Here is a 26345-nt window from a genome sequence, read left to right as displayed (position 1 = left end):
TGCCCATATGTAAAAATAACTATTTGTACAATGAACATCAGCGTAAATGAGAGTCATCTCTGTGTAAAAATAGTTAAAAAAGTGATGCTAATAGAAAAAATGGGTAAGAACAGAGATTATTATTCGGTTTTGTTAAGCATATTCTGTTTTTAACAAATCTAATTCAGTAGAATGGCACCCATAAATAAGATGCCCAAGAGTCCAGAAATAATCAAATGAGCCTTGTAGCAATCGGAATAAATCATAAAACGGCCACGGTCGACCTTCGTGAGAAAGTTGCATTCTCGCCAGACAAAATTCATGAGGCCATGAAGAGTCTAGCGTCGCACACTCAGTCGGGTGAAGCCGTCATTATTTCCACCTGTAATCGGACTGAACTTTACTGTAATAACGGTGAAGAGGCCGATGTTGTGCGGTGGTTGGAAGAATATCATCAACTTTCTCATGCAGATGTAGAGCCCTGCCTGTATCAATATAAAGATCAGGAAGCGGTTAAACATTTGATGCGTGTCTCTGCAGGACTAGACTCGCTGATCCTTGGTGAACCTCAAATCCTAGGGCAAGTTAAACAATCTTTTGTTAAAGCAAAAGAAGCTGGCACCGTTGCGTCCACAATGGACCGCTTATTTCAAAATACTTTTTCTGTTGCTAAGAAAATTCGTACTGAAACAGAAATCGGTGCCGCAGCGGTATCCGTTGCATTTGCTGCGGTAAGCATGGCAAAGCATATCTTCTCCTCTTTAAGCACCACCCAAGTACTATTGGTTGGCGCGGGTGAGACGATAGAGTTGGTTGCCCGTCATTTAAAAGACAATGGTGTAAAGACCATGGTCGTTGCAAACCGAACTCTTTCACGTGCCGAAGCCATGTGTGATGAGTTTGGCGCGACAGCAATTACGCTAGAACAGATCCCTGATTTTCTCCCTAAGGCCGATATCGTGATATCCTCTACGGCTAGCCCATTACCGATCATTGGTAAAGGCATGGTAGAAAAAGCGCTTAAGCAGCGTCGTCATCAGCCTATGTTGTTGGTAGATATAGCAGTTCCTCGAGATATTGAGGCCGAAGTAGCGGATCTGGATGATGCGTTCCTATACACCGTAGATGACCTGCAAAGCATCATTGAACAGAATATGGCTTCTCGAAGAGAAGCTGCCGAGCAAGCAGAATTAATTGCAGACGATCAATCTTATCAATTTATGGAGTGGATCCGCTCATTAGAGTCGGTTGACAGTATCCGTGAATATCGCAGTCAGAGTATGGCGATAAAAGATGAGCTGGTAGAGCGAGCGGTCAATAAATTGGCCCAAGGTGGTAATAGCGAACAAGTGTTGCTAGAGCTTGCCAATAAGCTGACCAATAAATTGATCCATGCCCCGACCCAAGCGCTTACTGCTGCGAGTCGCCGAGGGGATCTCAATTCTCTTGGACAATTAAGAACCGTGCTCGGATTAGATAAAGACTAAGGTTAGCGTTTTAATGAAGGACAGTGTGATTCGCAAGCTTGAAGGCTTGCTTGAACGTAATGAAGAAGTGTTGGCGCTACTTAGCGATGCAGGTGTTATTGCCGATCAGGAGCGTTTTCGCGCCTTGTCTAAAGAATATTCTCAATTAGAGGATGTTGTCAGTACCTTTAAATCTTTTCAGCAGGCCGAGGAAGATCTTGAGTCAGCTAAAGAGATGATGGAAGAGGATGATGCTGAACTTAAAGAGATGGCTCAGGAAGAGTTTAAAATTGCTAAAGCAGCAATAGCATCGCTTGAAGATGAACTGCAAATCCTATTGCTACCAAAAGATCCTAATGATGATAACAACTGCTTTATTGAGATCCGTGCAGGTGCGGGTGGCGATGAAGCGGCAATTTTTGCTGGTGATCTGTTCCGTATGTACAGCAAATACGTTGAAAGTAAACGCTGGCAGTTAGAAGTGATGAACACTAACGAAGGCGATCATGGTGGCTTTAAAGAGGTTATCGCTAAAATCAGCGGTGAAGGTGTATACGGACAATTGAAGTTTGAGTCTGGCGGACACCGTGTTCAACGTGTACCAGAAACTGAATCTCAAGGCCGCGTGCACACCTCAGCATGTACCGTTGTTGTTTTGCCTGAAGTTCCTGAATCAGAAGCAATTGAAATTAATAAGGGCGATCTGAAAGTCGATACTTTTAGAGCATCAGGCGCTGGTGGACAGCACGTCAACAAAACAGATTCGGCTATCCGTCTTACGCACATCCCATCCGGTATTGTGGTCGAGTGTCAGGACCAGCGTTCACAGCATAAGAACCGTGCTCAAGCGATGAGTGTGCTTACAGCCCGTATTCAAGCTGTAGAAGATGAAAAGCGTCGTAGCTCAGAAGAAAGTACTCGCCGTAATTTAGTGGGTAGTGGTGACCGCTCTGAGCGTATTCGTACTTATAACTTCCCTCAAGGTCGAGTTAGTGAGCATCGAATCAACCTAACCCTTTACCGCTTAAATGAGTTTATGGAAGGTGATTTGGATGTGGTTCTTGAACCGCTAATCCTAGAAAATCAAGCCGATATGCTTGCAGCTTTGGGTGACAACTAACTCAAGAACTATTGAGTTAGCTTGAATCTTAGAATAAGGACATTCCTTGCAATTGACTATATCTGAGGCCCTTAAATGGGCCTCTTCTCAGTTAGAAACCATATCCGATTCAGCGTCACTTGATGCTGAAGTCATGCTGCTTCATGTCATCAATAAGCCGCGTAGCTACATCTACACTTGGCCAGAAAAAAGCTTGGGCTCAGCGCATGTCTCTGAGTTTAAGCAGATGCTTGCTAAGCGCCTTAGAGGTAATCCGATCGCTCATATCGTGGGTGAACGAGAGTTTTGGTCTCTGCCGTTTAGAGTCAATGCCACCACTTTGATCCCTAGACCTGATACTGAAATATTAGTTGAAACGGCACTAAACTTACCCCTCGCTGCAAATGCGCGGGTATTAGATTTAGGCACGGGAACGGGCGCAATCGCATTATCGTTAGCGCATGAGCGTAACGAGTGGAAGGTGTGTGCTATTGATAAAGTCGACGAGGCGGTAGCACTGGCGATTGAAAACCGTATTAACTTAAAGCTTGAACAAGTTGATGTGTTCCAAAGCGATTGGTTTGATTCCGTCGAGTGCTATGATTTTAACTTGATCGTGTCTAACCCGCCCTATATTGACGAAGAAGATGAACATCTTTCTCAAGGCGATGTACGTTTTGAGCCGAAAAGCGCCTTAACTGCGCCGTTAAAAGGCTTTGCCGACCTGTTTCATATTGCTGATTGCGCCCGTGATTATTTAGCGCCAGGCGGTTATTTGTTACTTGAACATGGTTATCAGCAAGCTATCGAGCTTAGAGAGAAGTTGATTGAGCTAGGCTATGAAAATGTGGCCACAGTGCGCGACTTTGGCAGTAACGATCGCTGTACGTTAGGTCGTTGGCCTAGATAGCGAGTCATTATTACTGATTGTAAAGGCACTTTTAAAGTGCCTTTTTTGTATCTATACACTTAAATAAGATGACGATAAGGCTTTAACCATGAAGTATTTACAGCCCGTTTCTGGGTAAGCCTGTTGTATCCACTTAACGTCATAACCTCTGGTTTCATAAAAAGGTTTGGCCTGAAAGTTTAGCGTATCGAGCATGGCACATTTGCAGCCTCTCGATAGCGCAATACTTTCTGCTTCAGCAAGCAGTTTATGGCCGATTTGTTGCCCTCGTAAGCTCTCCGATACCCATAAGTTGTCAATCATTAACCAGTTGCCAAAGGTTCTTCCTGAAAACCCCGCTAGAAGTTCACCTGTTTCACTCTGCAGCTTTAATCCTAGCGGCAACCTTTCTGATACTTCCCAGTGTTGCCAATTAAACTATGCAATTTTGTCTTTTACCACTTGGGCAAATGTGTTGCTGTCGTCCGAGGTAAATAGACCCATTCGCTTGCTGCTCCACCTTTTTTTATTGACGGTATAATATATGAACTTAGTGTTAAAAATAGAGGCCGTGGTAAATAATACGCATACTCGTTGCTGATTAAGCTAAGCAGTTGTAAAAAACGACATGACTAATGGCTAAAATTCACGCACTTCATCAGGATACTATTGTCTGATATTGGTTATGGTTAAGGGGATCGGGTACACTAGCGCCTTTGTCGGCCAAAAGACCTAAAATCATGGAAACGTTCTATAGTTTGTACCCTGTGTTTAAGCATACTCACATGACATTTGTTGCGTTAAGCGTGTTGTTTTTTATTGTACGTTTTTCTCTTCATCTACGTCAGTCTCCGATAATGGACAAAAAATTCATTAAGATAGCGCCTCATGTTATCGATACCTTCCTGCTTTTGTCTGGATTGATTTTGTGCTTCTCGATTAAGCAGTATCCATTTGTTGATACTTGGATGACCGAGAAACTAGGTGCTGTCGTTGCTTACATAGCACTTGCGACCATCGCGCTTAAAGCCGATCGTAATAAATTATTTAAAGTCTTTGCTGCATTAGGTGCTTTAGGTTGGGTGTTTTATGCCGCTAAACTCGCGGTGTTTAAGCAAGCAATGTTGTTAGGTTGAAGACTGACTTGAAACTTAACGATTCAATTAAATTACCCGAAACGGCTTTTGAAGTTGCTGAGCATCTTGGCTTTTCAAAAGCTAAGAATGCTAACTGGGCTTGGCTTGAACTTGCGGGTTCAGTGCTGAGCTTTTATGTTGTCGATCGTCATGAACGTTTAGCTGGGCTACTCAATTGGTTTTATAATGACTTGGGTTTCTGTCCTCGCGAAGATTATTACAGTGCTGAGGCGGCAGATCTCGGTAAATGCATGACGTCAAAGCAAGGTAATAGCACCACACTGGCAACAGTGTTAATGCTACTCGCAAAGCAGTTAGATCTGAAACTTGAACCGTTACTTTTACCGGGACAAACCGTACTGCTTAGCCAGATTGATGACGATATTCGTTATATCGACCCTTTAACCGGTAATGAGTTTAGCAAGCACCAGTTGCATATATTGGTGCGGGGTGAGCTTGGTAATGCGGCAGCGTTAAAGCCTAGTTACTTAAAGCCAGTTTCAGTCAAGCGTCTAGTATCACGCATGATCCATGAGATGAAAGCGGGCAGTATTGTTGCGCATAAATTTGAGCCTGCGATGGAGTGCTGTAATTTACTGCTTCAATGGCACGCTGAAGATCTTAACCTCAATCGTGAACGGGCTTTTATTGCCCAGCAGTTGGGGTGTATCAGCGTTGCAACGGCTGACTTAAAGCATTTTGTCGATAACAGTCCACATGATCCCGTTATTGAACTGGTGAAGATGCAATTGAAAGAACTTAAAGAGGACGTTGAAACGTTCCATTAAGTGTAAAAAAAAGGAGGGCCTAACGGCCCTTTTTTAGTAAAGCTATCATTAGTATTAGAGCGCACTAATGCGCCATTAATGAAACAACAAATTGAACAGCAAGAATAATAACTAGGCAAAGTACTGTAAATAAAAGTACCGCCATTATCAGGGAGATAGCGTCAATGAGTAGTTCCGCTTCGGTCACCAGCGCATTAGTCACTAATGATGCAACAGCGCTCGGCATACTCGCCGTTGTGTTGGGTTTTGTTTTTTATACCAGCAACAGCAGTCACCCTTTTTGGAAGAAGTTTTATAAGTTCATTCCCGCATTATTGATGTGTTATTTTTTACCATCATTGCTCAATACCTTTAATATTATCGATGGTAGTACCTCGCAGCTGTATTTTGTCGCCTCGCGCTATTTGCTACCGGCTTGTTTAGTACTGCTTATTTTAAGTGTCGACTTGAAAGCCATCATGTCACTGGGTCCGAAAGCGATTATTATGTTTTTGACGGGTACCGTCGGCATTGTGATTGGCGGTCCGATTGCCTTGCTTATCGTCTCTAGCATCAACCCTGAAGTACTAGGCGTGACAGGCCCTGAGGCTGTATGGCGCGGTATGACTACGCTTGCAGGAAGTTGGATTGGCGGCGGCGCGAATCAGGCGGCAATGAAAGAAATTTACGAAGCCGGTGGCGATATCTTCTCTATCATGGTGACCGTCGATGTCATCGTGGCCAACATATGGATGGCTGTATTGTTGTTTATGGCATCAAAAGCCAAAGAGATCGATGCTAAAACAGGGGCTGATACAACGGCTTTAGAAGCATTGAAAGACAAAGTTGAAAAGTACCATGCCGAGAACTCACGCATTCCGAGTCTAAATGACTTAATGATGATTGTAGCTGTGGGTTTTGGTATCACCGGCCTAGCCCATTTATTTGCCGACTTCTTAGGGCCATTTTTCGAAGCTAACTACCCATGGACACGTGATTACAGCTTAACCTCTAAGTTCTTCTGGTTAATCGTCACTGTAACGACTATCGGTTTGGCAATGTCGTTCAGCCCTGTGCGTCACTTAGAAGCGGCTGGTGCATCGAAAGTCGCCACGGTATTCTTGTATATCTTGGTCGCGACTATCGGCTTACATATGGATGTGTCTAAGCTATTCGATGCCGAGAACCTATGGTACTTTGCGATTGGTATAATATGGATGACAGTGCATGCGAGCTTTATGCTCATTGTCGCCAAAATAATTAAAGCGCCGCTGTTTTATATGGCGGTGGGCAGTCAAGCTAACGTCGGTGGCGCAGCGTCTGCGCCAGTGGTTGCTGCGGCATTCCATCCAGCGCTTGCGCCTGTTGGTGTGCTTCTGGCCGTGTTGGGCTATGCTTTAGGCACTTATATGGCATGGATGTGTGGTCAAATCCTGCAAATAGTCGCAACCTAGTGTTATCGGTAACAATTTAATTTGAATAACGCCAAGGCAAAGGTCTTGGCTCACCAAGAGAGAAGAGATTGATGAGCAATAAAACCATTGGTTTAGGGTCGATTGAAATCGCAAATGACAAACCTTTTGTGTTGTTTGGTGGTATGAATGTGCTGGAGTCACGTGATCTTGCAATGCAGATTGCCGAGACTTACGCGGAAGTGACTCAGAAACTGGGGATCCCTTACGTATTTAAAGCGTCATTTGATAAAGCGAACCGCTCATCGGTTAACTCTTACCGTGGCCCTGGCATGGAAGAAGGTTTAAAGATTTTTCAAGAGATAAAAGCGACCTTTAACCTACCGATCATTACCGATGTTCATGAAATACATCAGTGTGCTCCAGTGGCTGAAGTTGTTGATATTATTCAACTGCCAGCGTTCTTAGCACGTCAAACTGACTTGGTCGTGGCAATGGCTCAAACTGGCGCGATTATCAATGTTAAAAAGCCACAGTTTTTAGCGCCTCATGAGATGCGTCATATCATCTCTAAGTTTAATGAAGCGGGTAACGACAATATTATATTGTGTGAGCGTGGTTCAAGCTTTGGCTATAACAACCTAGTGGTTGATATGTTAGGCATGGATGAGATGAAACAATCAGGCTATCCAGTGATGTTTGATGCGACTCATGCTTTACAACAGCCGGGTGGACGCAGCGATAGTGCTGGTGGACGCCGCGCTCAAGCAACAGAGCTTGCACGCAGTGGTATGGCATTAGGTTTAGCGGGCTTGTTTATTGAAGCGCATCCAGATCCAGATAACGCAAAATGTGATGGACCTTGTGCATTGCCGTTAAACCAGTTAGAAAACTACTTAAAACAAATGAAAGCGGTCGATGATCTTGTTAAGTCATTTGAGCCAATCGATACCAGTAAGTAATTTGTCACTTAAAGTCTATTTACTGCTAAAGCCTCGTTGAACAACGGGGCTTTTTTATGCCTATCTGAAACTGCAACAGTAGTAATACCAATCAGTATAAAGATTTGATCGCTCAGCGAGAATTTAGCGGTTCTTAGGCAAGGCCGCGAGTGAAGAGCATAGTCATTCTACGTTTAAGCTCGTTAACGCCGCATCAGAATCGCTAAAACTCGCCTATTAGGAGTGTTTTGGACTGCCTACTTCTGCGTTGAATGTACTCATAAGGGGATAACCATTATGTCCCCCATTCGCCTTGAATGAGTTTGCCAAAAACACTCTGAGTAGATACTGATTGGTATAACGCTATCTAATTTAAAATCAGCCGCTTAATTTAAGCTTGGGTAAAGCCACGAATTATATCCTATCGTTTACTAAGAAATCCGCGTTGCTGAGGTTGAGCCTGATGTATAGGTTTTCGCTTTTTAGCCAGACGGATAAAAACAAAATAGGTTGGATTGATTATGGCGAGTACACAAATCCCTGCTGATAACGGTGCGCAGGGCATGCTAGGTAAAGCGCTGGACGGTATTGAACGTGTGGGTAATAAATTACCTGATCCGGCGATGTTATTTCTAATACTGATGTTTGCAGTGTGGGGGCTCTCAGCACTGTTGTCAGGTGTCAGTTTTGATGCGATAGACCCACGCACTGACAGCCCAATTGTGGTGAACAATCTGCTGAGTGCGGATGCGCTCACTCACTTCCTAACCTCCATGGTTAGCACTTTTACCGCATTCGCTCCTTTAGGCGTAGTACTAGTCGCTATGCTAGGTGTTGGCGTAGCAGAGCATTCTGGCTTTATCAATACAGCGCTTAAACAGATGCTCAAGATAACGCCGGCAAAGTTTCTGACTCCTGCAGTGGTGCTGGTGGGTATTATCTCGCATACCGCAACCGATGCGGGTTACGTGGTGGTGATCCCGCTGGCTGGGGTTATCTTTTTCACTGTCGGACGACACCCATTAGCGGGAATAGCTGCAGCCTTTGCAGGAGTATCGGGTGGATTCTGTGCCAACTTCATTCCATCGGGAATTGACCCGTTACTGCAAAGCTTTACTCAGTCAGCGGCGCAAATTGTTGACCCAAGTATTGAGATAAACCCGCTTAACAACTGGTTTTTTGCGGCCTCTTCTTGTATTCCAATCACGCTGCTGATTTGGTGGTTAACCGATAAAGTGCTTGAGCCTAGACTAAATCGAACCCATAAGGTAAACCGCGACGAAGTGGACTTACCGGCGATGGATAAGGTTACGCCTATAGAGTTGAAAGCATTTCGAAGTGCCTCTTTAGTGATGTTAATCGCGATAGTGGGCTTTTTCTCACTAACTCTGCCAGAAACCTCAACTCTGCGTGATAGTAACGGCTCACTTACCAGTTTTAGTGCTCCTTTGATGCAGTCTATTGTACCGCTGATATTTATCTTTTTTATGTTGCCCGGACTCGTGTATGGCTATATCACCGGCAGTTTTAAAAACTCGAGTGATGTAGTGCAAGCAATGTCTAAATCGATGAGTGGTATGTCGCATTACATTGTAATGGCATTTTTCTGCGCTCAATTTGTAGCAGCATTTTCGGCATCGAATCTTGGGGCGCTAATTGCAGTTGAGGGAGCGAGTGGTCTTAAAGCGCTTAACTTACCGGCAGAGATAACCGTTGTGGGGATGATTATACTGGTTGGTTTTGTAAACCTGTTTGTGGGTTCATCCTCGGCAAAATGGGCATTGATAGGGCCAGTACTGGTGCCAATGTTGATGCAGCTCAATATCAGTCCAGATTTATCGCAAGCCGCTTATAGGGTAGGGGATTCAAGTTCCAACATCATTACCCCACTGATGCCTTATTTCCCGTTAGTGGTGGTCTATTGCCAGCGTTATGTGAAGGGTATTGGCATAGGAACGCTGATCTCTATGATGTTGCCGTTTAGCCTTGCCTTAATGACGATTTGGAGTGGTTGGTTACTGCTTTATTGGTCAATCGGATTACCGCTAGGGCTAGGGTCTAGTTACAGCTACGGCTTATAATTTAATGAGTGACTAATGTCAGTGTTAATGTGTGCAGCAAGCTAATAAAAGGCCAAGTTATTTAACTTGGCCTTTTATATATCGGGAGCTTGGTAATATCGAGGTTTTTACTGATGATGAATCGAGCTAATTTGATGGAGTACACTCTCCTTATCATCCTCACTAATATTCACTATTTAGCTGAATGCAGAGCGTATCTTCGCTAACCATTGCATAATGGACCGAAATATCCTCTAAATTTAGGTGTGCAGTATAAGATGGGATGGATTCTTTTTACTTTTCTTGCCGCGTCAATGCAGGCATGGCGTAACGCATTTCAAAGCCAACTCAGTAAAGACGTTAATACCGCAGCGGTAACTTTGGCGCGCTTTTTATGGGCGACGCCTATTGCACTGGTTTATTTAGGCGGTTTATATTATTGGCAGCCGGTCGGGCTGCCTTTTGTTACTCCGACATTTAGCCTTTATGTGCTTGCTGCCGCAGTAATGCAGATCCTTGCCACCGTGCTGATGGTTAAGCTGTTCAAAATGCGAAACTTTGCAGTGGGTGCTGGTTTAGCTAAAAGTGAAGCTTTGATGGCTGCTATTTTTGGCGTGGTATTTTTTGGCACTTACCTATCATGGCTAGGCTGGTTGGGAGTCTTGCTTGGCGGTGTTGCTGTTTTCATCATGAGCAGTGGTCATAAGTTAAAACAGATATCCATTCCCACTGTGATGCTAGGTATCGCTTGTGGCAGTGCATTTGCACTGACTTCACTTTGGGTACGAGCTGCTAGTCTCAGTTTGGACCTGCCATTTCCTCACCGTGCGGCCTGGGTACTATTGTTCGTTATTGCGATCCAGACATCGGTACTAGTGTTGTATGCCTATGTGGTTGATCGAAGGACTATTGATAGCCTATTAAAACGCCCGAAACTGACGCTATTAACCAGTACCACTAGTTGTTTAGGCTCTATTGGTTGGTTTAGCGCTATGTCTCTGCAAACAGTGCCGTATGTTAAAACACTTGGGCAAATTGAGGTGTTCTTTACGCTGTTAATTGCCGCTTTCTGGTTAAAAGAAAAGGTCAAAATAAAAGATATAGCTGCGCTAGTGATGATTGCTATCGCGGCGATTTTAGTGATGTGGGGTTAACGCTAAACTTCAATACCGCGAGACTCTTAATTCTGTTCTTAGATTCAACTAACCAGCCTGATACTTATGCGATAGATAGCGGCTTATGTTAATCGATATGTGAGCTGCTAGGACTCCGAAGGTTGCCCCTGCAAGTAGATCACCTAAGAAATGGTAGTTCTGGCCGACTTGTCCAGCTATCGCCCCTAACATGGCTATCATCCAAATCCCTTTTAAGCGTGGAAACCGCCACCAAAATACGCTCACTAGTGCGAAGGTAAAAAGGGCATGCCCAGAGGGAAAGGAGTTATAAGCGAGCCCTTGGGCAAATGGGTGGAAGCCCTCTACACCATCGGTAATCCAGGATGGATTGCTCCCCGTTGCGGTATGGACCCAAGTTTCAGGCCAAGTACGACCAAAGGCAAACTTAGCACTCACACGAACGGCACTGGCCATGATTAAGGTAATAGTGAGCGTGAGTGCGAGCGAAGCAAACTTTTCTCGGCCTTTGGGGGTAATGCAGCAGATAAGTACCAAGGCGGATAATATTTCAAACAGTAGCGGCATTTGACTCAAGGGTTTAAAGATATAACTGGCGTGACTATACTGATGCATCCAACTGGCAATGCCGCGATCGAGAAATAGCACACAGAATAACGTCAGCGTGATGGCGCTAAGGTACAGGCATATACTGGTGCGTATGCTGATAGATGGTACGACATCAGGCGTAAGTAAAGGCATTTTAATTGAAAATGTTGGCTTGTTCATCAATGGCTTAGCAATAGGTGTTCTAGATGATAATAGTTTAGAGACTGATAAAGCCAAGCACAAGTAGTTTGCCAATAAGCTATTTTTTGTGTGATTTTTTCATCGCAATAGCAATACAGATTGCAGCGCCACCCCAAGTGATGATCAGTGCTAGTACCATCATAATGATTGCTCCAGTACTCATGGTTTACGCTCCTGTGGTAGGTGTTGATTCGACACTAGGCCGATAAAGATGGCACAAAAAAGCATTAGTGCGATAAGACCCCAGCCTAAAAGTAATTGATCGACGACGGGGTAGTCGCCATAGCCATTTTGAATAGTATTAATGAGGTTTTTGACCAGGATCCCTGCCAACATAATAGGGCTAATAAAGCGTAAGCAGACGATAAGCCACTTACCTACGCTAAACTCGCTACTGCGATTAACATAATCTCTGACATCTGCCAGTTTGAACAGCCAGCCCATGATCAATAGCTCAATCAAACAACTGGTCAGCAGTGCAACGTTGTTGATGAAGTAGTCCACCAGATCCAATAGCAGTAAGCCGCCATTACTGGAGAATGCAAGTGAGGTGATATAGCCTAGGGCACAAACTAACAAGGCAGCTTTCTTTCTTGAAATCGTGATTTTATCAATCACCGCGGATACCACGGCTTCAATTATCGATATATGCGAGCTAAGCCCTGCAACCACTAGGGCAAGAAAGAACAATGGCCCGAGAATATAAGGTATTGGTAATAAGTTGATTGCTGCAGGAATAGTGACAAAAGCGAGTCCCACCCCAGAGGTGACTACTTCGGTGATCGGTTTCGATTGTTCAGCAGCCATATAACCCAATACCGCAAAAATCATGATCCCACCGAGTATAGAGAAACCACAATTGATCAGTACGGTCATAAAGGCATTGTTGTTGATATCCGATTTCTCTGGTAAATAACTGGAGTAGGCCAGCATGATGGCAAAGCCAACACTGAGGGTGAAAAATATCTGTCCGTAAGCGGCTGACCATACTTTAGCATCGAGAATTTTACTAAAGTCAGGCCTAAATAGGTAGTTGAGCCCATCTAAAGCGCCGGGCAACATAACGATCCTACCTATAAGCACTAACACCATGATAAATAGCAAAGGCATCATTATTTTACTGGCGCGTTCGATGCCGGCTTTCACACCGGAATAAACCGCCAGAGTGGTTATTGACCAGGCGACCGTCATCGGTATTGCAATGTGGAACTGTAGGTCACCAAGCTTAGTGGGGGAGTTATCGCCTAGCGCTAAGTATTCGTCGAAAAAGAAACTATTGGTGTCGGTGCCCCAGCTTTGGTCGACTGAGAACACTAAGTAGGACATTGCCCAGCCAATAATAGCGACATAATAAACGGCAATAACCGCTGCGATAAAGACTTGAAACCAACCTAACCATTCGAGTCGTAACCCAATACTTTGCCCTAGCTTGGCGAACACCTTTGGCGCTGCTCCGCGGTATTTATGGCCGAGGCTAAATTCCATAATCATAAATGGAATACCTGCTGAGAGCATGGCAAATAGGTAAGGGATAAAAAACGCACCACCGCCATTTTCATAGGCCATATAGGGGAAGCGCCAGATATTGCCTAAGCCTATGGCTGAGCCTACAGCAGCAAGAATGAAGCCTGTTCTTGAATTCCATTGCTCTCTTTGCATCGAACGCGCCTTTTTCTTGCCAATTACTAGATTGTAAATTGGAGATCATGGCTTAATTTTAGTCTGAATTCAGAATCTTGCTTTATATGGGGTATTGGCGTGTAAGCTCGTCCTTAGTTACAGGTTCTAGCGGCGATATTGCAGCTCTAAACACTTGATTTGATCGACAAGCTGTTGGTTCTGAGGCGTGGTAATACCATGCCGTTTTGCCATCTGGACAACAAATCCATTAATGGAGTCAATTTCTGTGGTTCGTTGATGCAGCACATCTTGATGCATCGACGAATAGTTGTCGGCCGTAAGCGTTATTACTTGGTAAACCCTATCTAACACTGAAGGTAACTCCAATGGAATATGTTCGGCATTTGCGACTTTTACCAGCTCTGTGACCGCCGCTATGATGGTGTCACGGTATTGCTCATGTGCAAGCTGACCATTTTGACAATTATGGATCGCGGTCAGTGGATTAATCGCGACATTGATTGCCAGCTTTTGCCAGAGCATAGTCAAGATCTCTTCACTCCACAGACTTTGTGGTATGGCAGTTAAAAGTATGTTTTTAAGCGATTCAGATAATGTTTTCTGGGCAGAAGGCTTTTGCTGTGAAGCCGTTCCTAACGGCTTAAAATGCTTAGGCAGGTGAAAAGTCCCTAGCTGAGTGACCCCTTTGCCAGTTTGTTTGGTATGCCACTGAGATTGTTTTAATGCGGCTTGAGAGGTGGTGCCAAGACTAAGGCTCTGCCCGTTGAGCATTTGGGCAACGCCTAAATGCGGTCCCATTCCATTGTGTAACAGTAAGATGTTGCACTCAGTGCTGAGCATGGGGATGATTATTTTGAGTGCGGCGCAGACTTGATATGCTTTGAGACAAACAATGAGTAGATCGGTCTCTGGCAATCGCTGCGAATAGTCATTTAGGCCAACAAACTCTGCAATCTGAGTAGACTCAGTATTGTCTAGATTGGTAAACGTGAGCGGTTGTAATTGTGAATGCGCAGCTCTGCTAATGACGTTAACTGCTATTTTGCTCGCGGAGACATCAGTGCTTAGCTGGTGATAGATCAGTTGCCCTATCGCACCAGCGCCAACAATGCTGACCTGCTTTAATAATGTCGAATTTGGTGAGGTTGAATCGTTGGCTAAGATCATCAGTGATTTATGTTCTTTAATTATCAGGTATTAGCTTCTTTGCTTAGCCTACACTGTCGTCGATAACTTTCGCAGCTTTAAAGTACTTTATATAGAGCCATAGCGTGAAATAAAACAGCGCGATACCCATCATGTCAGCAATGACATCAGCAACGGAAGCGCTGCGGTAAGATAGCTGAGATTGGACCATTTCGATAAAGACGGCATAGACGGCTAACACGACTGCAAGTAAATACCATCTCGGTTTAAAGGCAAAATAGGTCAGACAGGATAGGACAAAAAAACTGCCGAGATGACCTAGTTTATCAAAGTTAGGAATGCTGTTGATGTTATAATTTGGCTTGGAAAAAACCAAATAACTAACGACCATTAAGGTTATTGCTAACGCGAGCTTGAAGATATTTTGTTTGTTGATCACATCGTACACACTGGAGTCATTTGCCTTTATCATAAAAAAATAGGCCGATAAAGTCACCTATAACTATGCTTGGTATCAATTTAATCCTTATTACCTCTTCAAGTCATCGCTTTTCGTGGGTAAAATACGGTCAAATCAAATTTTAAGGATCAAGCGCATGCCTTCAATGGATATCGTGTCTGAAGTAAATGAAGTCGAATTACGTAACGCCGTGGACAATTCTATACGTGAATTGCAAGGTCGCTTTGATTTTCGCGGCAAAGAAGCCAGTTTCGAATATAAAGACCATGCGGTGACGTTATCTGCCGAAGATGACTTTCAATGTAAGCAGTTAGTGGATATTTTACGTATGCAATTAAGCAAACGTGATGTTGATCCTAAGTCGATGGATGTTGCTGATAAGGCCATACATAGTGGTAAAACTTTCTCTTTACAGGTGAAATTTAAAGAGGGTATCGAAACATTAATTGCTAAGAAGTTGGTTAAGCTGATAAAAGACAGCAAGCTTAAAGTGCAATCTTCTATTCAGGGTGACTCGGTGCGTATTACCGGTAAAAAACGTGACGACTTGCAAGCAGTTATGGCGCTAGCGCGCGAATCGGATCTTGGACAACCGTTTCAGTTTAATAACTTTCGGGATTAATCGCTTTCGCGACTCATCCTAAGGCGTCGACAACTCATGTTGTTATAAGAGAGCTCACCGTTAACTGTTGAGCTCTTTTTGTTGGGTGCTTTCATCAGCGGTCACTGTTTGAGTCTCGGGGACATACTTTTGCACCAACAGCACTAGCCCTAATACTGGGAAACCGATTAGACTGGCACCAACAAAGAAACTCACGTAGTCATAAGCATCTATGTACGCGCCGGAGAAACCGGCAACAAACTTAGGAAATAGCAACATGATGGACGACAGTAATGCGTATTGCGTCGCACTATAGCCGGTGCTGGTTAGGCTAGAGAGATAAGCAATAAAGGCTGCCGTTGCAACGCCACCGCTGAAATTGTCGACCGAGATCGCTAGGGTTAAAAAAGGCACGTTGTAGCCAATGACGGCTTGATAAGCGAAGAGTAAGTTGGTAGTGGCGACCAAAAATGCGCCTAGAAATAATATTTTCATTGTGCCGTACCGAGCCACTAATAGCCCGCCGGCACCAGCGCCCACCAGCGTCATGATCAAACCATAGACTTTACTTAGTGTGGCAATTTCTGCTTTAGAGAAGCCCATGTCTACGTAAAATACGTTTGCCATTACGCCCATCACAATATCTGAGATCCGATAAGTCGATATTAACAGTAGAATTAGGATGGCACTTTTACCATAGCGTTTAAAGAAGTCGAGAAAGGGCAGTACGCTGGCGGTATATAACCAAGACAGAGTGGCCGCTATTGCTGGCGAGTAACGCATCGAAAACTGTTGCTTAAGCTCAGCTTCTTTCTCATCGGCCTCTTTAGATTCTACTTTGGGTTCATCGCTAAATAGCGTGGTGATGATACCGACGGACATTAAGCCCGCCATGGCTAAATAGGCTGTTTGCCAAGACACTAAGCTATAGGTGTCATTACTCGGTTCAATCCAGGCGGCGATGGTTAATGCACCTGCGGTCGCAATAATCATTGCGCTGCGATAACCCACTTGATAAGCCGCGGCTAGCGCTGCTTGCATCTTTTCTGACGCAGATTCAATTCTGAATGCATCAATAACAATGTCCTGAGTTGCAGATGCCAAGGCAACCATTAAGGCAAAAACAGCCAGCTTTTCGATATCGACCAGAGGATCGCTCTGGCTCATGCCTACAATGGCAACGACCAGGATCAGTTGGGCGAATATCATCCAGCCTCTGCGCCGGCCAAGTAGCTTAGTGAATATAGGTAATGACATTCGATCGACTAGCGGCGACCATGCCCATTTGAAACCATATACTAATGCTATCCAACTGAAATAACCGATAGCCGTTCGGTCTACTCCCGCTTCTCTTAGCCAAAAAGAGAGTGTTGAAAAAACTAACATTAGCGGTAAGCCAGCTGAAAACCCCAAAAGTAATAGGATCAGAACCCGTTTATGACAGTAGATCGAGAGTGATTTTTTGATGCGCTGAGAATAAGAGGTCATTGACACTGAAGGCACACGCTTGCTTAAAAAGTCAGGATATAAACAGCTTACGGGTGAGTTTGCTTTGGTTCAAGGATTTAATGGTGGGGGCAACGAATAATTGGTTAGACCCACTAAAAAGCCCAAAGCGAGAGGCTTTGGGCTTTGGGTGTTGCTTTTAGTTAAAGCTTTCGATTGAAACTAAGGTCTAACGCCCACACATCCTTGAGGAATTTCTCCACCAATACTGAGATAGTCACAGCAGTCATCGACTTGCTGCCTCAAGAACTGATTACCTCTAATTGCCCAAAAGGGCCATTTGTCGAAGGAATGTAGTAGGTGCCAAAACACACGCTCCATATCCGTTTGCGCATCACCCTGATGGTCATACATCTGCCATTCTTCTAAGGTGTCCCATAGATATAGCTGGATTTCATTGAAATCGAGTTGATTACTTAAAAACGCTTTTCCATAAAAAGCCAGCTGGGGCGCTTTATCATCAATGAACTCATTTGGTGTCATTGAACCGCCTCCTTATTACTTACTCTGCAAGTATAGGATCTAATTTAGGGCTTTTGCTCAAATAATTCAAAATAATTCAAAATAATTCAAAATTTACATTTGTTACTTTCTAGGCAGCAAAGTCGCTTTTTTTAATACTATGTCTTCGATAGGAAAGTCGGGCCATTTAAGCTTACTGTTAAACTCTGTTGGCACCAAAGCCATTGCCGCGAGAACTTCCATGCCTGACGTGACTTCACCAAAAACGGCATAGCCCCAACGGCGCGATGAAGGATCGAGCTTTTCGTTATCGGCGATATTGAAATAGAATTGGCTGGTGGCTGAGTGTGGCTCAGCTTCCCGCGCCATTGCGATAGTACCGGTTAAGTTGGATAAGCCACTGCCAGACTCATTCACAATGGGTTTATCCGTTGGACGTTCATCTTTATTTAAATCAAGGCCTCCTCCTTGCACGACAAAGTCTGCAATAACGCGGTGAAATAGCGTGTTGTCGTAGTGGCCTTTTACAACATAGGTGAGAAAGTTATCAACGGTCAGTGGTGCGCGGGTTCTGTCGAGCTCAACCACTATTTTTCCCATGCTGGTGTCAAACTCAACCTCGGGATATAGCGTATTAGGTTGAATATCGACAGCATGGGCAAACGGCGTGAGTAATAACACGACTAAGCTAACGCAATTTATCATCCAAGATTTCATAATCTTCCTCGTTGTCGTTATTGTTGTATGAACTGATTCAGTTCTGGATCATTAATAATGTCACGAGTGAGCTCACCGAGTAGCTTGTTCATTTCAAGTTCAAGGGTGGCGAAATCAGCACTAAAAGGGCCTTTTAACATGCCTTTTGCTCGATAGCGTTTAGTCAGCGACTGATGTGTATTTTGAGCAATGACATTGATGATGATCTGACTATTAGCTTCAAAACCAAAAGTACCTTCATCTACATCTGTTAATAACTGTTCTATTTGGATTTGTAAGTGCTTAACCGAACTTGGGTCGACATGATAACCTGCTTGAGAAAAGCCATCTCTAAAGACCTGATCCATTTGTACTCGTGGTGCTTCGCTCGGGCTCACTAAGCGCGCTGCATTGTCGCCATCATTAAATCGCACGATGAAGTTAGCTGAACGGGTATCGATAGTTTCTATCGCGATTGGCAGTAGGGCACCTGTCTGTTGCGTAATACTGGGGATTTCTGGATTTAACGCAATGTGTGTTGGGGGCTGGCTCGCGCAGCCTATAACGGAAAAAGCAACTGCAATTATCAAAAGTTGAGGTTTCATTATCACTATTTTTGTCAAAAATTGGGTTGGCTCCAGCATACCAGAAGATGATCTGATTTCCAGAGTCAGAGTGGATTTTTAGTACATCAGTTTTTCTGACCGTTTTTGTTATGGCGGACGCAATAAAAGTTGTTGTAATATGGCGGCTTAGTATAAGTGAACTGTTTATTTCTATGGATTAGTGGATTTCACTATCTTTGTAAAGTGTATTAAGGGAACAAATATGCGTATTTTAACAATCCTGGTCGCGGGTTTATTGAGTTGTAACGCAATGGCTGCTGAAGGCGAACATATTATAGGCGGTAGTGTGGGCTATGGCGGTAATGAAATTGATGGATTCGAGAAGGACACTTCAACCAGTGGTGATAACGTTGTTTATGATATTTACTATCGCTACATGTGGCATGACAATTTCGGTATCGAGGCGGGGTATTTTGCCGGTAGTAGCGGATTAGCCAGTGCTTTTGGGAGTATTTTTGGCCAGATTAACGATATCGAATATTCAGGTTTTAGAACCACTCTCTATGGAAAGTATATGTTATCTGAAAGAAACAGCTTATATGCTAAGTTAGGGGGGAGCGCTAATAAGCTGAGCTATGAATGGGGAAGTAGTTGGAGCAATGACGAACTTCAACATTCTAATGAAAATGATGTTGATTTATACACGGCTGTAGGGTGGGAGGTTCGTTTTCATTCGGGCTTTGGTATGAATATTGAGTACCAATATATTCCCGTTCAAGCGTTAACGGCTCAAAACGTTAACTTTGGTATCAGTTACCAATTTTAGAAGCGTAGATTGAATGCTAATAGCGTCTTTAATATAAGGCGCTATTTGCTGATAGAGAGTTGCCACTTTATATTTATCCCCTCCTCTAACCGCCATCCTTTCTATAGGCTATAGACCTAATTGATTTACAGTTCGTTAACAAAAAAACCTTGAACAGCTTTTAACCTGCGTCAGTTCCAGTTAGAGTAAAAGGTCAAATCTACTCTTACGGATTTACGCGTTATGTCAGCGAATCGTGTGCCATGGACACCAAAAGTTCTTACCAGTTCTACAGCTCCCCAAAGTCTTATCGATGATAAAGGCTGCGCGATCTATGGGCATTTCGATGGCCCGGTTGTCAATTTAGCGGCTGATAAATTCCGTTACTTTAACGAAATGGACAAGCCTGCATCACAGTGGGCTAAATATTTCGACTTTAAGCAATTTCAGTTTGTCAGTATTGTGACTCCCCATTATGTCATTGGCGTTGCGCTGGCTGATATTCGTTATGCGGGTAGTGCGTTTTGCTATTTGTATGACATTAAGCAAAACCAGTTGATTGAAACAAGCTGGCTCAAACCTTTGGGGATGGGCTATCAGATGTCAGCTTCCCCTATGCAGGGCGGCGCGAAAATAAAAAGCGTTAAAGGGTCCGTTGAATTTGATATTGAGCAGGGTCGCTGGCGTGTAAAACTCGATACGTTAGGCATTGAAGCTGATTTATATTTGCAACCTGAACCGCTGAGCTTACCTATGGCCATGTGTAACCCAACAGGTTATAGCGGCTGGACCTATACCCAAAAACACAATGCACTGAATGTAAAAGGTACCTTGCTGATTAATCATGAGCCACAACCATTGCAAAGGGTGACGGCGGGCTATGATTTTAGTGCCGGTTTCATGCGTCGTGAAACTAGTTGGCGCTGGGCCAGTATTAACAGTTTAACTGATGAAGGTAGTTTAGGACTTAACTTAGCCGCTGGCGTGAATGAGACCGGTTGCAATGAAAATGTGTTTTGGCTTAATGGCGAGCGACATCTGCTCGGTGCAGTGCATTTTGAGTTTACGCGACAGCGGATAAAAGGGGAGCAAGCACGGCAGTGGCGGATCTATTCCGACAATGGCCAGGTTGAGCTCACGTTTACCCCGCAAAATTGTCGCCAAGAAAAGCTAAACTTATGGCTAATTAAAAGCAATTTTAGGCAGTACCTCGGGCACTTTAACGGATTTATTACGGATAACCTGGGCAATCAGCACCCATTAACCAATGTATTGGGTTTAACCGAAGATCACTTCGCCCGTTGGTAATTAAGCTGAACAATCCTGCTTCTTAGGGGGTGAGTAATAACTAGAGACTATAGAAGGACAATATAAGATGGATTTTAATTCACTGATCTCCCACCCTGAAGTTTTGCTGCTGGTATTGGCACCGATTTTCTTCGTCTGTATTTTATTAGAATGGTATGTCGGCGATAGGCAAAATCGATTACCGCTTAATGCGCGCTATCATCTGCCAGAAGTATTGTGTAATTTTGGTTTGGCAGGTATGCATCAGTTAACAGATATCCTTACAGGACTGTTAATCGCCAAGCTTTATTTGGTGTTTTTTGGTTGGCGGCTATTTGATATAGAGATGAATGGCGCAACATTTGTCGCATTGATGGTTGCTCAAGATTTTTGCTATTATTGGTTCCATCGTGCCAGCCATCGAATTCGCTGGATGTGGGCAGCTCATGTGGCTCACCATAGCTCGGAGAACATGAACTTTAGTACCGCATTTCGCCAAAGCTTAATGTATCCGTTAGCAGGGATGTGGATCTTTTGGTTGCCGTTAGTGGTGGTCGGCTTTGATCCTAATTGGGTGGTGTTTGTGGTACTACTTAATTTAGGGTTGCAGTTTTTTGTCCATACTCAAGCGGTAAAGTCTCTGGGGATTTTGGAATGGCTGATCAATACGCCCTCGCACCATCGAGTGCATCACGGGCGTAATCCGCAATACATCGATAAAAACTACGCTGGGATCCTGATTATTTGGGACCGCATATTTGGTACTTTTGAAAAGGAAGTCGAAACGGTTGAGTACGGCATTACCAAGCCTATCAATAGCTTTAATCCGTTAGTGGTCACCTTTACAGAGTGGCGCGATATGTTTAAAGACACTTTCGCGGCAAACCTCAGTCCAATGCAGCGTTTTAAAATACTGTTTGCGCCGCCCGCGACGGCTGAATCGCAAATCACAAGGTTAGATGTTTATAATGAGAGTCAGAATACTAACAGCGATGAGCCACAAGAGCCGCTCGTTGCAGTAAAGTCGGCTACCGACGCTAAATAGGTTGTAGCCAGTGCTGATGGGATAAGTTAATTGTCTTAATTTACGCAATAAAAAACGGTGAGTTAATCGCTCACCGTTTTATTGTCTATCTATAGTGTATTAATGCCAATAAGCCTAAGCGTTAGGTTTACCGTACAGGGCACTTTGCGGGTGCGGTGTATCAGACATTTTATCTGTATCAAGCTCAACTTCAACTTCAACTTCAACTTCAAGCTCAGGCTCTTGCGCTTTTTTACTGATTTTTTGTGCCTGTAAAATCACAAATTTCCCATTTGATGCCACCGTCGTACAATTCTTGAAAATACGCTGTAACTTTACGTGGTAAGCCAAATGTCGATTACCTACCACATGTAAGATCCCGCCATTCTTTAAACGTCTAAATGCATCTAAAAACATCTGCCATGCGATATGATCGGTAATCGCTTCACCTTGGTGAAAAGGAGGGTTACATAAGATTAAATCTGGGCGGAAGCCTTCGCTCATGTGTGTTAGACAATCATCCCAAGCAAAAGTGGCTTGCTCGCCAATCAGAGTGGGGTTATCCAAATCATTCAATGCCCAGTTGTCTCTCGCCGATGCGACAGCCATCTCTGAGTCATCAATAAAGTGTATGTAAGCTTCTGGAAAACATTGTTTAGCGTGTAAGCCCAAAATACCGTTGCCACAGCCCAAATCGATAATCGATTTAAAATCACCTTTAGGCATGTTGTCGAGCATGATCCGTGCGCCTATATCAAGTTTGCTAGCGGCGAACACATTGCTCAAATTACTTATCTGCAGCTGACACTCGTCTACTGACCAGTTTGTGGTGGTGGGTAAGGTACGTGCTTTACCATCTGCGATACAGGTAATAACGCGGGTCTTTTTCCAAGTGAGGCTAGCGCTAGCCTCACCAAGATTACGGCTAATGGTTTCTAGCAGTGACTTATTAATCGATTTAGCTTTAGCCCCTATCAGCACGGGCGTTCCCGCTGGCAGGACATGTGACAATCTCTTTAGCTGGTGGCTAAAGTAGTTAAGATTCTTTGGTAGTTTCATTAACACCAGTTCGATGCCTTGCGGCAACTCGTCACGACTGTTAACCCATGTGAGGCTATCTTCACTGAGCTGGTTGCGCGTTAGGTTCTGGCTTGTGCCCAGTAAACTGGTTTTTGCGTCTGTTTCTAGCGTTAGTGGCCACTGAGGGTTAATGGATAACAAACCTGCAGTTAACGCACCAAAGCCATCATTTACAATCGTGGTGTTGACCGCCGCTTGCTCTGTGTCGATTAGATGCTTTACTAAGTGCTCATCGGCAGCGTCCCAAGCCTGCAGGTTAGACTCTTGTCTGCTAGGGTAACGGAAGAGTTCGAGATCGATGCTCGATACTGAAAATTGTGTCGTCATATGCCAATAAGTACCAAATAAATGCGGGCGCGTATTATCGCAGATTTATGATCTTAGGTATATGTTAGGTGTAATGATAGCTTTCTAGCACATTTGATGACTTTAAAAGCAGTATGAGAAGGAGAAGGAAGGATGAAACAAGAGGGCTTTGGCTTTGATGAACAAACACCATCGAGCGTAGATAAGTCAAAGACGGCGGAGAATTTTGCGCAGGCGGATCGATCAGCAAAACCTGTGTCTGCACCTTATACATTAATCAAGGGGTACCTTAATGAGGCTCAGCAACAAGCGCTATTGATTGAGGCGAGGCAATATCCGATGAGTCGGCCAGAATTGGTGGTATACGGTAAAAGTCATCCTATCCCTCGAAGCCAAGCTTGGTTTGCAGACAAGGGCTGCGATTACTTTTACTCAGGCCTGTTTATCGAAGCTCTACCATGGCCAAAATATGCTGATAAATTGCGACAAAAGCTAAACCGAGATTTCTCTCTGATGAGTAATGGCGTGCTGGTTAACTGTTATGAAAATGGCACTGAGTCGATGGGCTGGCATAGCGATGATGAGAAAGAGATTGAAGCAGGAAGTGATATCGCCTCGGTGACATTAGGTGCAAACCGAGACTTTTTTCTGCGACACAAACGTACGAAAGAAAAAATAGTACTGGCGCTAAATAGTGGTGATCTACTCATCATGCACTGGCCAATGCAGGCACAATGGGAACATGCGTTACCCAAACGATTACGAGTGTCGCAAAGCAGAATCAATTTTACCTTTAGGCAGCTAATACCTCACTTTCATTTGTGACGAGTAACTCTTCGTCAAATTTATACCGTTTTGTTAGCAGGTTCGCACTCTACGCTTAATAATTACTCTATGCTGGAACAAGGAGTTGTAGTTACGTATAAAATTATTAACGTTAACTGCTATTAAATTGTGAAATGGGCTGAGGGCTCTTCACTTATGACGGTTAAGGAGTTTTCGATGAAAAAGATGTTTATTGCAACAGTGTTAGGCGCTGTTACTCCTGGTGTGATTAAAGCCCTGGCTGAAGAAACACGGCAAGCCGGTGGTGAGTGGATAACCAGCAAGGTTATTAAGGTTGATCACCATTTTGCGGCCTTGTTAAAAGTGGCTATTGAAGATGACATGTCACAGCCTTTAAAAGTTCAGTTTGAGCGACAGTTTCCCAAACTCACTTTTTTATTTGAAGCATCCAATGCAGCTCCGTTGAGTAATGTTAGGGAGCTTCATCTTAATGTGGATTGTAAAGATCGTCCTGGCTTGACGCGAGAGATCGTGGATGTATTAGTTAATCTAGATCTTGGCATTGAGCATATGGAGTTTAACCGGGTGCATGTGTCGACTATCGGGCAGACAGTATTTACTTCAAAGCTTACCGTATTACTGCCAAATGAGGTAAGCAACGAGAGTGTGGTTGAACTGTTGGAAGGAATATCTAACGATTTAAGGGTGAGTATTATTTAAAGGACGTTGTTATCGACAGCTCTGCTGTTGAATTAAACGGTGATACTGACTCGGCTTTGCTGCAAACTATCCGATAAGGCTAATGTGCGTGTCACCGTATCCGTAAACAGGCTAGAGTTGACCTTTACTTCTCATGGCAGTAATCTGCCGCAATCGCATTTATGCCATTTGAGAACATCGTTATGTCAGTTGAACAGATCATTACCGAAAAACTCACCGCAGCACTTTCACCTTCGCACTTAGAAGTGATCAATGAAAGCCATAACCATCACGTACCGCCAAACTCAGAAACTCACTTTAAAGTGATTATTAGTAGCAGTGAATTTGTGGGTAAACGTCTGATTGGGCGTCACCGAGCGGTAAACGAGGCATTAGCAGAAGAGTTTTCTCAAGGCTTACATGCACTCTCTATGCATACATTTACACCTGAAGAGTGGGCGCTTGAATCTGCAGTACCTGCTTCTCCTAAATGTAAAGGCTAGTATTAGTCATACAATTAGTAAAACGCGTTTACAAAATCACAGCATAGCGCTGTGATTTTTTGGTTTAAGGCGCTGAAATGTTAAATAAAAGATGCTGGCTTTTATTTATGAATGTGTTTTGACCTTGTTCTAGTTTACTCGATGACATCTGCTCAACTTTGTTGGCAGCTTACTTTGTCTATTTCCTGCTTCAATCCCCCATCTTGTTTACAGGGCTTTGAATTCCCGCGCAATGGTCAAACTTTTAATGCAATTGGTATTACAGAGTCGGCGGATTTTACTATGACTTAGCATTTGGTGTGCATCACACCGCTAAGTGCGGCGATTCCCAGGCTGCATGAGCCGTAATCTTAGGGTTATTGATAAGTTAATTGCTGCAGAGGTGATGGCTTAACTTGCGACTTGGTCAAAGAAAGCAACGGCAAAGCCGTCTCTGCAAGGCTCAATAATGAAAAAAGTTAATGGTGCTTAATATTGACTACTACGCTGGGGTACGTAAGTATCAGCTGATACCAATAAATCCTTACAGTCGATTAAGGCAGTAACCTACACCGTGCTCGATGGTAAACAAAGAGCAAATTTGGAGATTAATATGCCGTTATTAGATAGTTTTACCGTTGACCATACTCGAATGAATGCACCAGCAGTTCGCGTTGCCAAATCAATGTCGACGCCTAAGGGCGATACAATAACGGTATTTGATCTGCGTTTTTGTGTACCAAATAAAGAGATATTAAGTGAAAGAGGCATCCATACTCTTGAACATCTTTTTGCCGGTTTTATGCGTGATCACCTAAATGGCGGCAATGTCGAGATTATCGATATTTCACCTATGGGCTGTCGTACCGGTTTTTACATGAGTCTTATCGGTACACCAACAGAGTCGATTGTGGCTGATGCTTGGTTGGCGGCCATGCAAGATGTACTTGCCGTGGTTGAGCAATCTGAGATCCCCGAGCTCAATGAGTACCAATGCGGTACTTATGAGATGCATTCGTTAGAACAAGCCAAAGAGATTGCTCGCAGCATCATATCTGCAGGGATAAATGTGAACCGTAACGATGAACTCACTTTGAGCGATGAGATCTTAAACGGCTTGTAATATT

The 26345-nt window shown here is 43.9% G+C and carries 27 protein-coding genes and 1 pseudogene; 17 read left to right on the top strand and 11 right to left on the bottom strand.

Annotated elements, in window-relative coordinates:
* Positions 1-215: 215 nt before the first annotated feature.
* Genes hemA through prmC form a run of 3 tightly spaced genes read left to right on the top strand, consistent with a single transcriptional unit; the run spans position 216 to position 3454 of the window.
* Entirely contained in the window at positions 216-1466 is a 1251-nt protein-coding gene (gene hemA, locus CXF86_RS09350) for a glutamyl-tRNA reductase (RefSeq protein WP_101089933.1), read from the top strand.
* A 13-nt stretch (positions 1467-1479) separates the two neighbouring features.
* A complete protein-coding gene (gene prfA / locus CXF86_RS09345) occupies positions 1480-2565 on the top strand; it encodes a peptide chain release factor 1 (protein ID WP_101089934.1) in 1086 nt (361 codons plus the stop codon).
* A gap of 46 nt (positions 2566-2611) precedes the next feature.
* Complete coding sequence (prmC, locus tag CXF86_RS09340) at positions 2612-3454, top strand: peptide chain release factor N(5)-glutamine methyltransferase (RefSeq protein WP_101089935.1); 843 nt, start codon at positions 2612-2614, stop codon at positions 3452-3454.
* 51 nt (positions 3455-3505) lie between these two features.
* On the opposite strand, the pseudogene CXF86_RS09335 reads toward prmC, so the two are convergent.
* Positions 3506-3937 (bottom strand): annotated as a pseudogene (locus CXF86_RS09335) (GNAT family N-acetyltransferase).
* Between the two features lie 236 nt (positions 3938-4173).
* On the opposite strand from CXF86_RS09335, the gene CXF86_RS09330 reads away from it, so the two are divergent.
* From CXF86_RS09330 to CXF86_RS09305, 6 genes are all read left to right on the top strand, one after another.
* Positions 4174-4569 carry a SirB2 family protein gene (locus CXF86_RS09330; protein ID WP_101089937.1) on the top strand — a complete coding sequence of 132 codons (396 nt, stop codon included), beginning with the start codon at positions 4174-4176 and terminating at the stop codon, positions 4567-4569.
* Between the two features lie 8 nt (positions 4570-4577).
* Positions 4578-5357 carry a transglutaminase family protein gene (locus tag CXF86_RS09325; RefSeq protein WP_101090033.1) on the top strand — a complete coding sequence of 260 codons (780 nt, stop codon included), beginning with the start codon at positions 4578-4580 and terminating at the stop codon, positions 5355-5357.
* A gap of 164 nt (positions 5358-5521) precedes the next feature.
* Positions 5522-6790 (top strand): DUF819 family protein, encoded by a 1269-nt coding sequence (locus tag CXF86_RS09320; RefSeq protein WP_102038826.1) that lies wholly within the window; start codon positions 5522-5524, stop codon positions 6788-6790.
* A gap of 71 nt (positions 6791-6861) precedes the next feature.
* Positions 6862-7710, top strand: a complete 849-nt coding sequence (gene kdsA, locus CXF86_RS09315) for a 3-deoxy-8-phosphooctulonate synthase (RefSeq protein WP_101089939.1) — start codon at positions 6862-6864, stop codon at positions 7708-7710.
* 500 nt (positions 7711-8210) lie between these two features.
* Positions 8211-9770 (top strand): AbgT family transporter, encoded by a 1560-nt coding sequence (locus tag CXF86_RS09310; RefSeq protein ID WP_102038825.1) that lies wholly within the window; start codon positions 8211-8213, stop codon positions 9768-9770.
* 257 nt (positions 9771-10027) lie between these two features.
* On the top strand, positions 10028-10903 hold the full coding sequence (locus tag CXF86_RS09305) for a DMT family transporter (protein WP_102038824.1): 876 nt from the start codon (positions 10028-10030) through the stop codon (positions 10901-10903).
* 48 nt (positions 10904-10951) lie between these two features.
* On the opposite strand, the gene CXF86_RS09300 is transcribed toward CXF86_RS09305, so the two are convergent.
* From CXF86_RS09300 to CXF86_RS09280, 5 genes are all read right to left on the bottom strand, one after another.
* The gene (locus tag CXF86_RS09300) at positions 10952-11650 is read right to left on the bottom strand and encodes a phosphatase PAP2 family protein (RefSeq protein WP_102038841.1); all 699 of its coding nucleotides are present in this window, start codon (positions 11648-11650) and stop codon (positions 10952-10954) included.
* A 79-nt stretch (positions 11651-11729) separates the two neighbouring features.
* Positions 11730-11834 (bottom strand): methionine/alanine import family NSS transporter small subunit, encoded by a 105-nt coding sequence (locus CXF86_RS09295; protein WP_102038823.1) that lies wholly within the window; start codon positions 11832-11834, stop codon positions 11730-11732.
* Positions 11831-13330, bottom strand: a complete 1500-nt coding sequence (locus CXF86_RS09290) for a sodium-dependent transporter (RefSeq protein ID WP_101089944.1) — start codon at positions 13328-13330, stop codon at positions 11831-11833. The genes CXF86_RS09295 and CXF86_RS09290 overlap by 4 nt, the downstream gene beginning before the upstream one ends.
* Positions 13331-13456: 126 nt before the next feature.
* On the bottom strand, positions 13457-14479 hold the full coding sequence (locus CXF86_RS09285) for a ketopantoate reductase family protein (protein ID WP_102038822.1): 1023 nt from the start codon (positions 14477-14479) through the stop codon (positions 13457-13459).
* Positions 14480-14522: 43 nt separating this feature from the next.
* A complete protein-coding gene (locus CXF86_RS09280) occupies positions 14523-14930 on the bottom strand; it encodes a VanZ family protein (RefSeq protein ID WP_374702332.1) in 408 nt (135 codons plus the stop codon).
* A 124-nt stretch (positions 14931-15054) separates the two neighbouring features.
* Between CXF86_RS09280 and CXF86_RS09275 the strand changes: the two genes are divergently transcribed.
* The gene (locus CXF86_RS09275; protein ID WP_101089946.1) at positions 15055-15540 is read left to right on the top strand and encodes a YajQ family cyclic di-GMP-binding protein; all 486 of its coding nucleotides are present in this window, start codon (positions 15055-15057) and stop codon (positions 15538-15540) included.
* A 60-nt stretch (positions 15541-15600) separates the two neighbouring features.
* Here CXF86_RS09275 and CXF86_RS09270 read toward each other — a convergent pair whose 3' ends face one another.
* The 4 genes from CXF86_RS09270 to CXF86_RS09255 all read right to left on the bottom strand — a co-directional run bounded on the left by CXF86_RS09270 (position 15601) and on the right by CXF86_RS09255 (position 18788).
* A complete protein-coding gene (locus tag CXF86_RS09270; protein WP_374702331.1) occupies positions 15601-17007 on the bottom strand; it encodes an AmpG family muropeptide MFS transporter in 1407 nt (468 codons plus the stop codon).
* Positions 17008-17187: 180 nt separating this feature from the next.
* A complete protein-coding gene (locus CXF86_RS09265) occupies positions 17188-17508 on the bottom strand; it encodes a hypothetical protein (protein WP_101089947.1) in 321 nt (106 codons plus the stop codon).
* Positions 17509-17610: 102 nt separating this feature from the next.
* Positions 17611-18192, bottom strand: a complete 582-nt coding sequence (locus CXF86_RS09260; RefSeq protein WP_232775180.1) for a peptidylprolyl isomerase — start codon at positions 18190-18192, stop codon at positions 17611-17613.
* A 29-nt stretch (positions 18193-18221) separates the two neighbouring features.
* A complete protein-coding gene (locus tag CXF86_RS09255; RefSeq protein ID WP_101089949.1) occupies positions 18222-18788 on the bottom strand; it encodes a YajG family lipoprotein in 567 nt (188 codons plus the stop codon).
* 223 nt (positions 18789-19011) lie between these two features.
* Here CXF86_RS09255 and CXF86_RS09250 point away from each other — a divergent pair, with 223 nt between their 5' ends.
* From CXF86_RS09250 to CXF86_RS09240, 3 genes are all read left to right on the top strand, one after another.
* Positions 19012-19575, top strand: a complete 564-nt coding sequence (locus tag CXF86_RS09250; protein WP_102038821.1) for a porin family protein — start codon at positions 19012-19014, stop codon at positions 19573-19575.
* A gap of 222 nt (positions 19576-19797) precedes the next feature.
* Complete coding sequence (locus tag CXF86_RS09245; protein ID WP_102038820.1) at positions 19798-20862, top strand: DUF2804 domain-containing protein; 1065 nt, start codon at positions 19798-19800, stop codon at positions 20860-20862.
* Positions 20863-20929: 67 nt separating this feature from the next.
* Positions 20930-21886, top strand: coding sequence for a sterol desaturase family protein (locus CXF86_RS09240; RefSeq protein WP_101089952.1), 957 nt, complete (start codon positions 20930-20932; stop codon positions 21884-21886).
* A 114-nt stretch (positions 21887-22000) separates the two neighbouring features.
* Here the strand turns inward: CXF86_RS09240 and CXF86_RS09235 are convergent, their stop codons facing one another.
* Positions 22001-23272 (bottom strand): methyltransferase, encoded by a 1272-nt coding sequence (locus CXF86_RS09235; RefSeq protein ID WP_102038819.1) that lies wholly within the window; start codon positions 23270-23272, stop codon positions 22001-22003.
* A 132-nt stretch (positions 23273-23404) separates the two neighbouring features.
* Between CXF86_RS09235 and CXF86_RS09230 the strand changes: the two genes are divergently transcribed.
* The 4 genes from CXF86_RS09230 (at position 23405) to luxS (ending at position 26341) form a co-directional block, all read left to right on the top strand.
* Positions 23405-24076: an alpha-ketoglutarate-dependent dioxygenase AlkB family protein gene (locus tag CXF86_RS09230; protein ID WP_101089954.1), complete on the top strand. Its 672-nt coding sequence runs from the start codon at positions 23405-23407 to the stop codon at positions 24074-24076.
* A gap of 177 nt (positions 24077-24253) precedes the next feature.
* A complete protein-coding gene (locus CXF86_RS09225; protein ID WP_101089955.1) occupies positions 24254-24757 on the top strand; it encodes an ACT domain-containing protein in 504 nt (167 codons plus the stop codon).
* A gap of 182 nt (positions 24758-24939) precedes the next feature.
* On the top strand, positions 24940-25239 hold the full coding sequence (locus tag CXF86_RS09220) for a BolA family protein (RefSeq protein WP_101090036.1): 300 nt from the start codon (positions 24940-24942) through the stop codon (positions 25237-25239).
* Between the two features lie 592 nt (positions 25240-25831).
* Complete coding sequence (gene luxS, locus CXF86_RS09215) at positions 25832-26341, top strand: S-ribosylhomocysteine lyase (RefSeq protein ID WP_101089956.1); 510 nt, start codon at positions 25832-25834, stop codon at positions 26339-26341.
* Positions 26342-26345: the final 4 nt, after the last annotated feature.

The organism is Shewanella sp. GutCb, from assembly GCF_002836135.1.
GTDB lineage: Bacteria > Pseudomonadota > Gammaproteobacteria > Enterobacterales > Shewanellaceae > Shewanella.
This window is presented reverse-complemented; position numbering and strand designations above follow the sequence as displayed.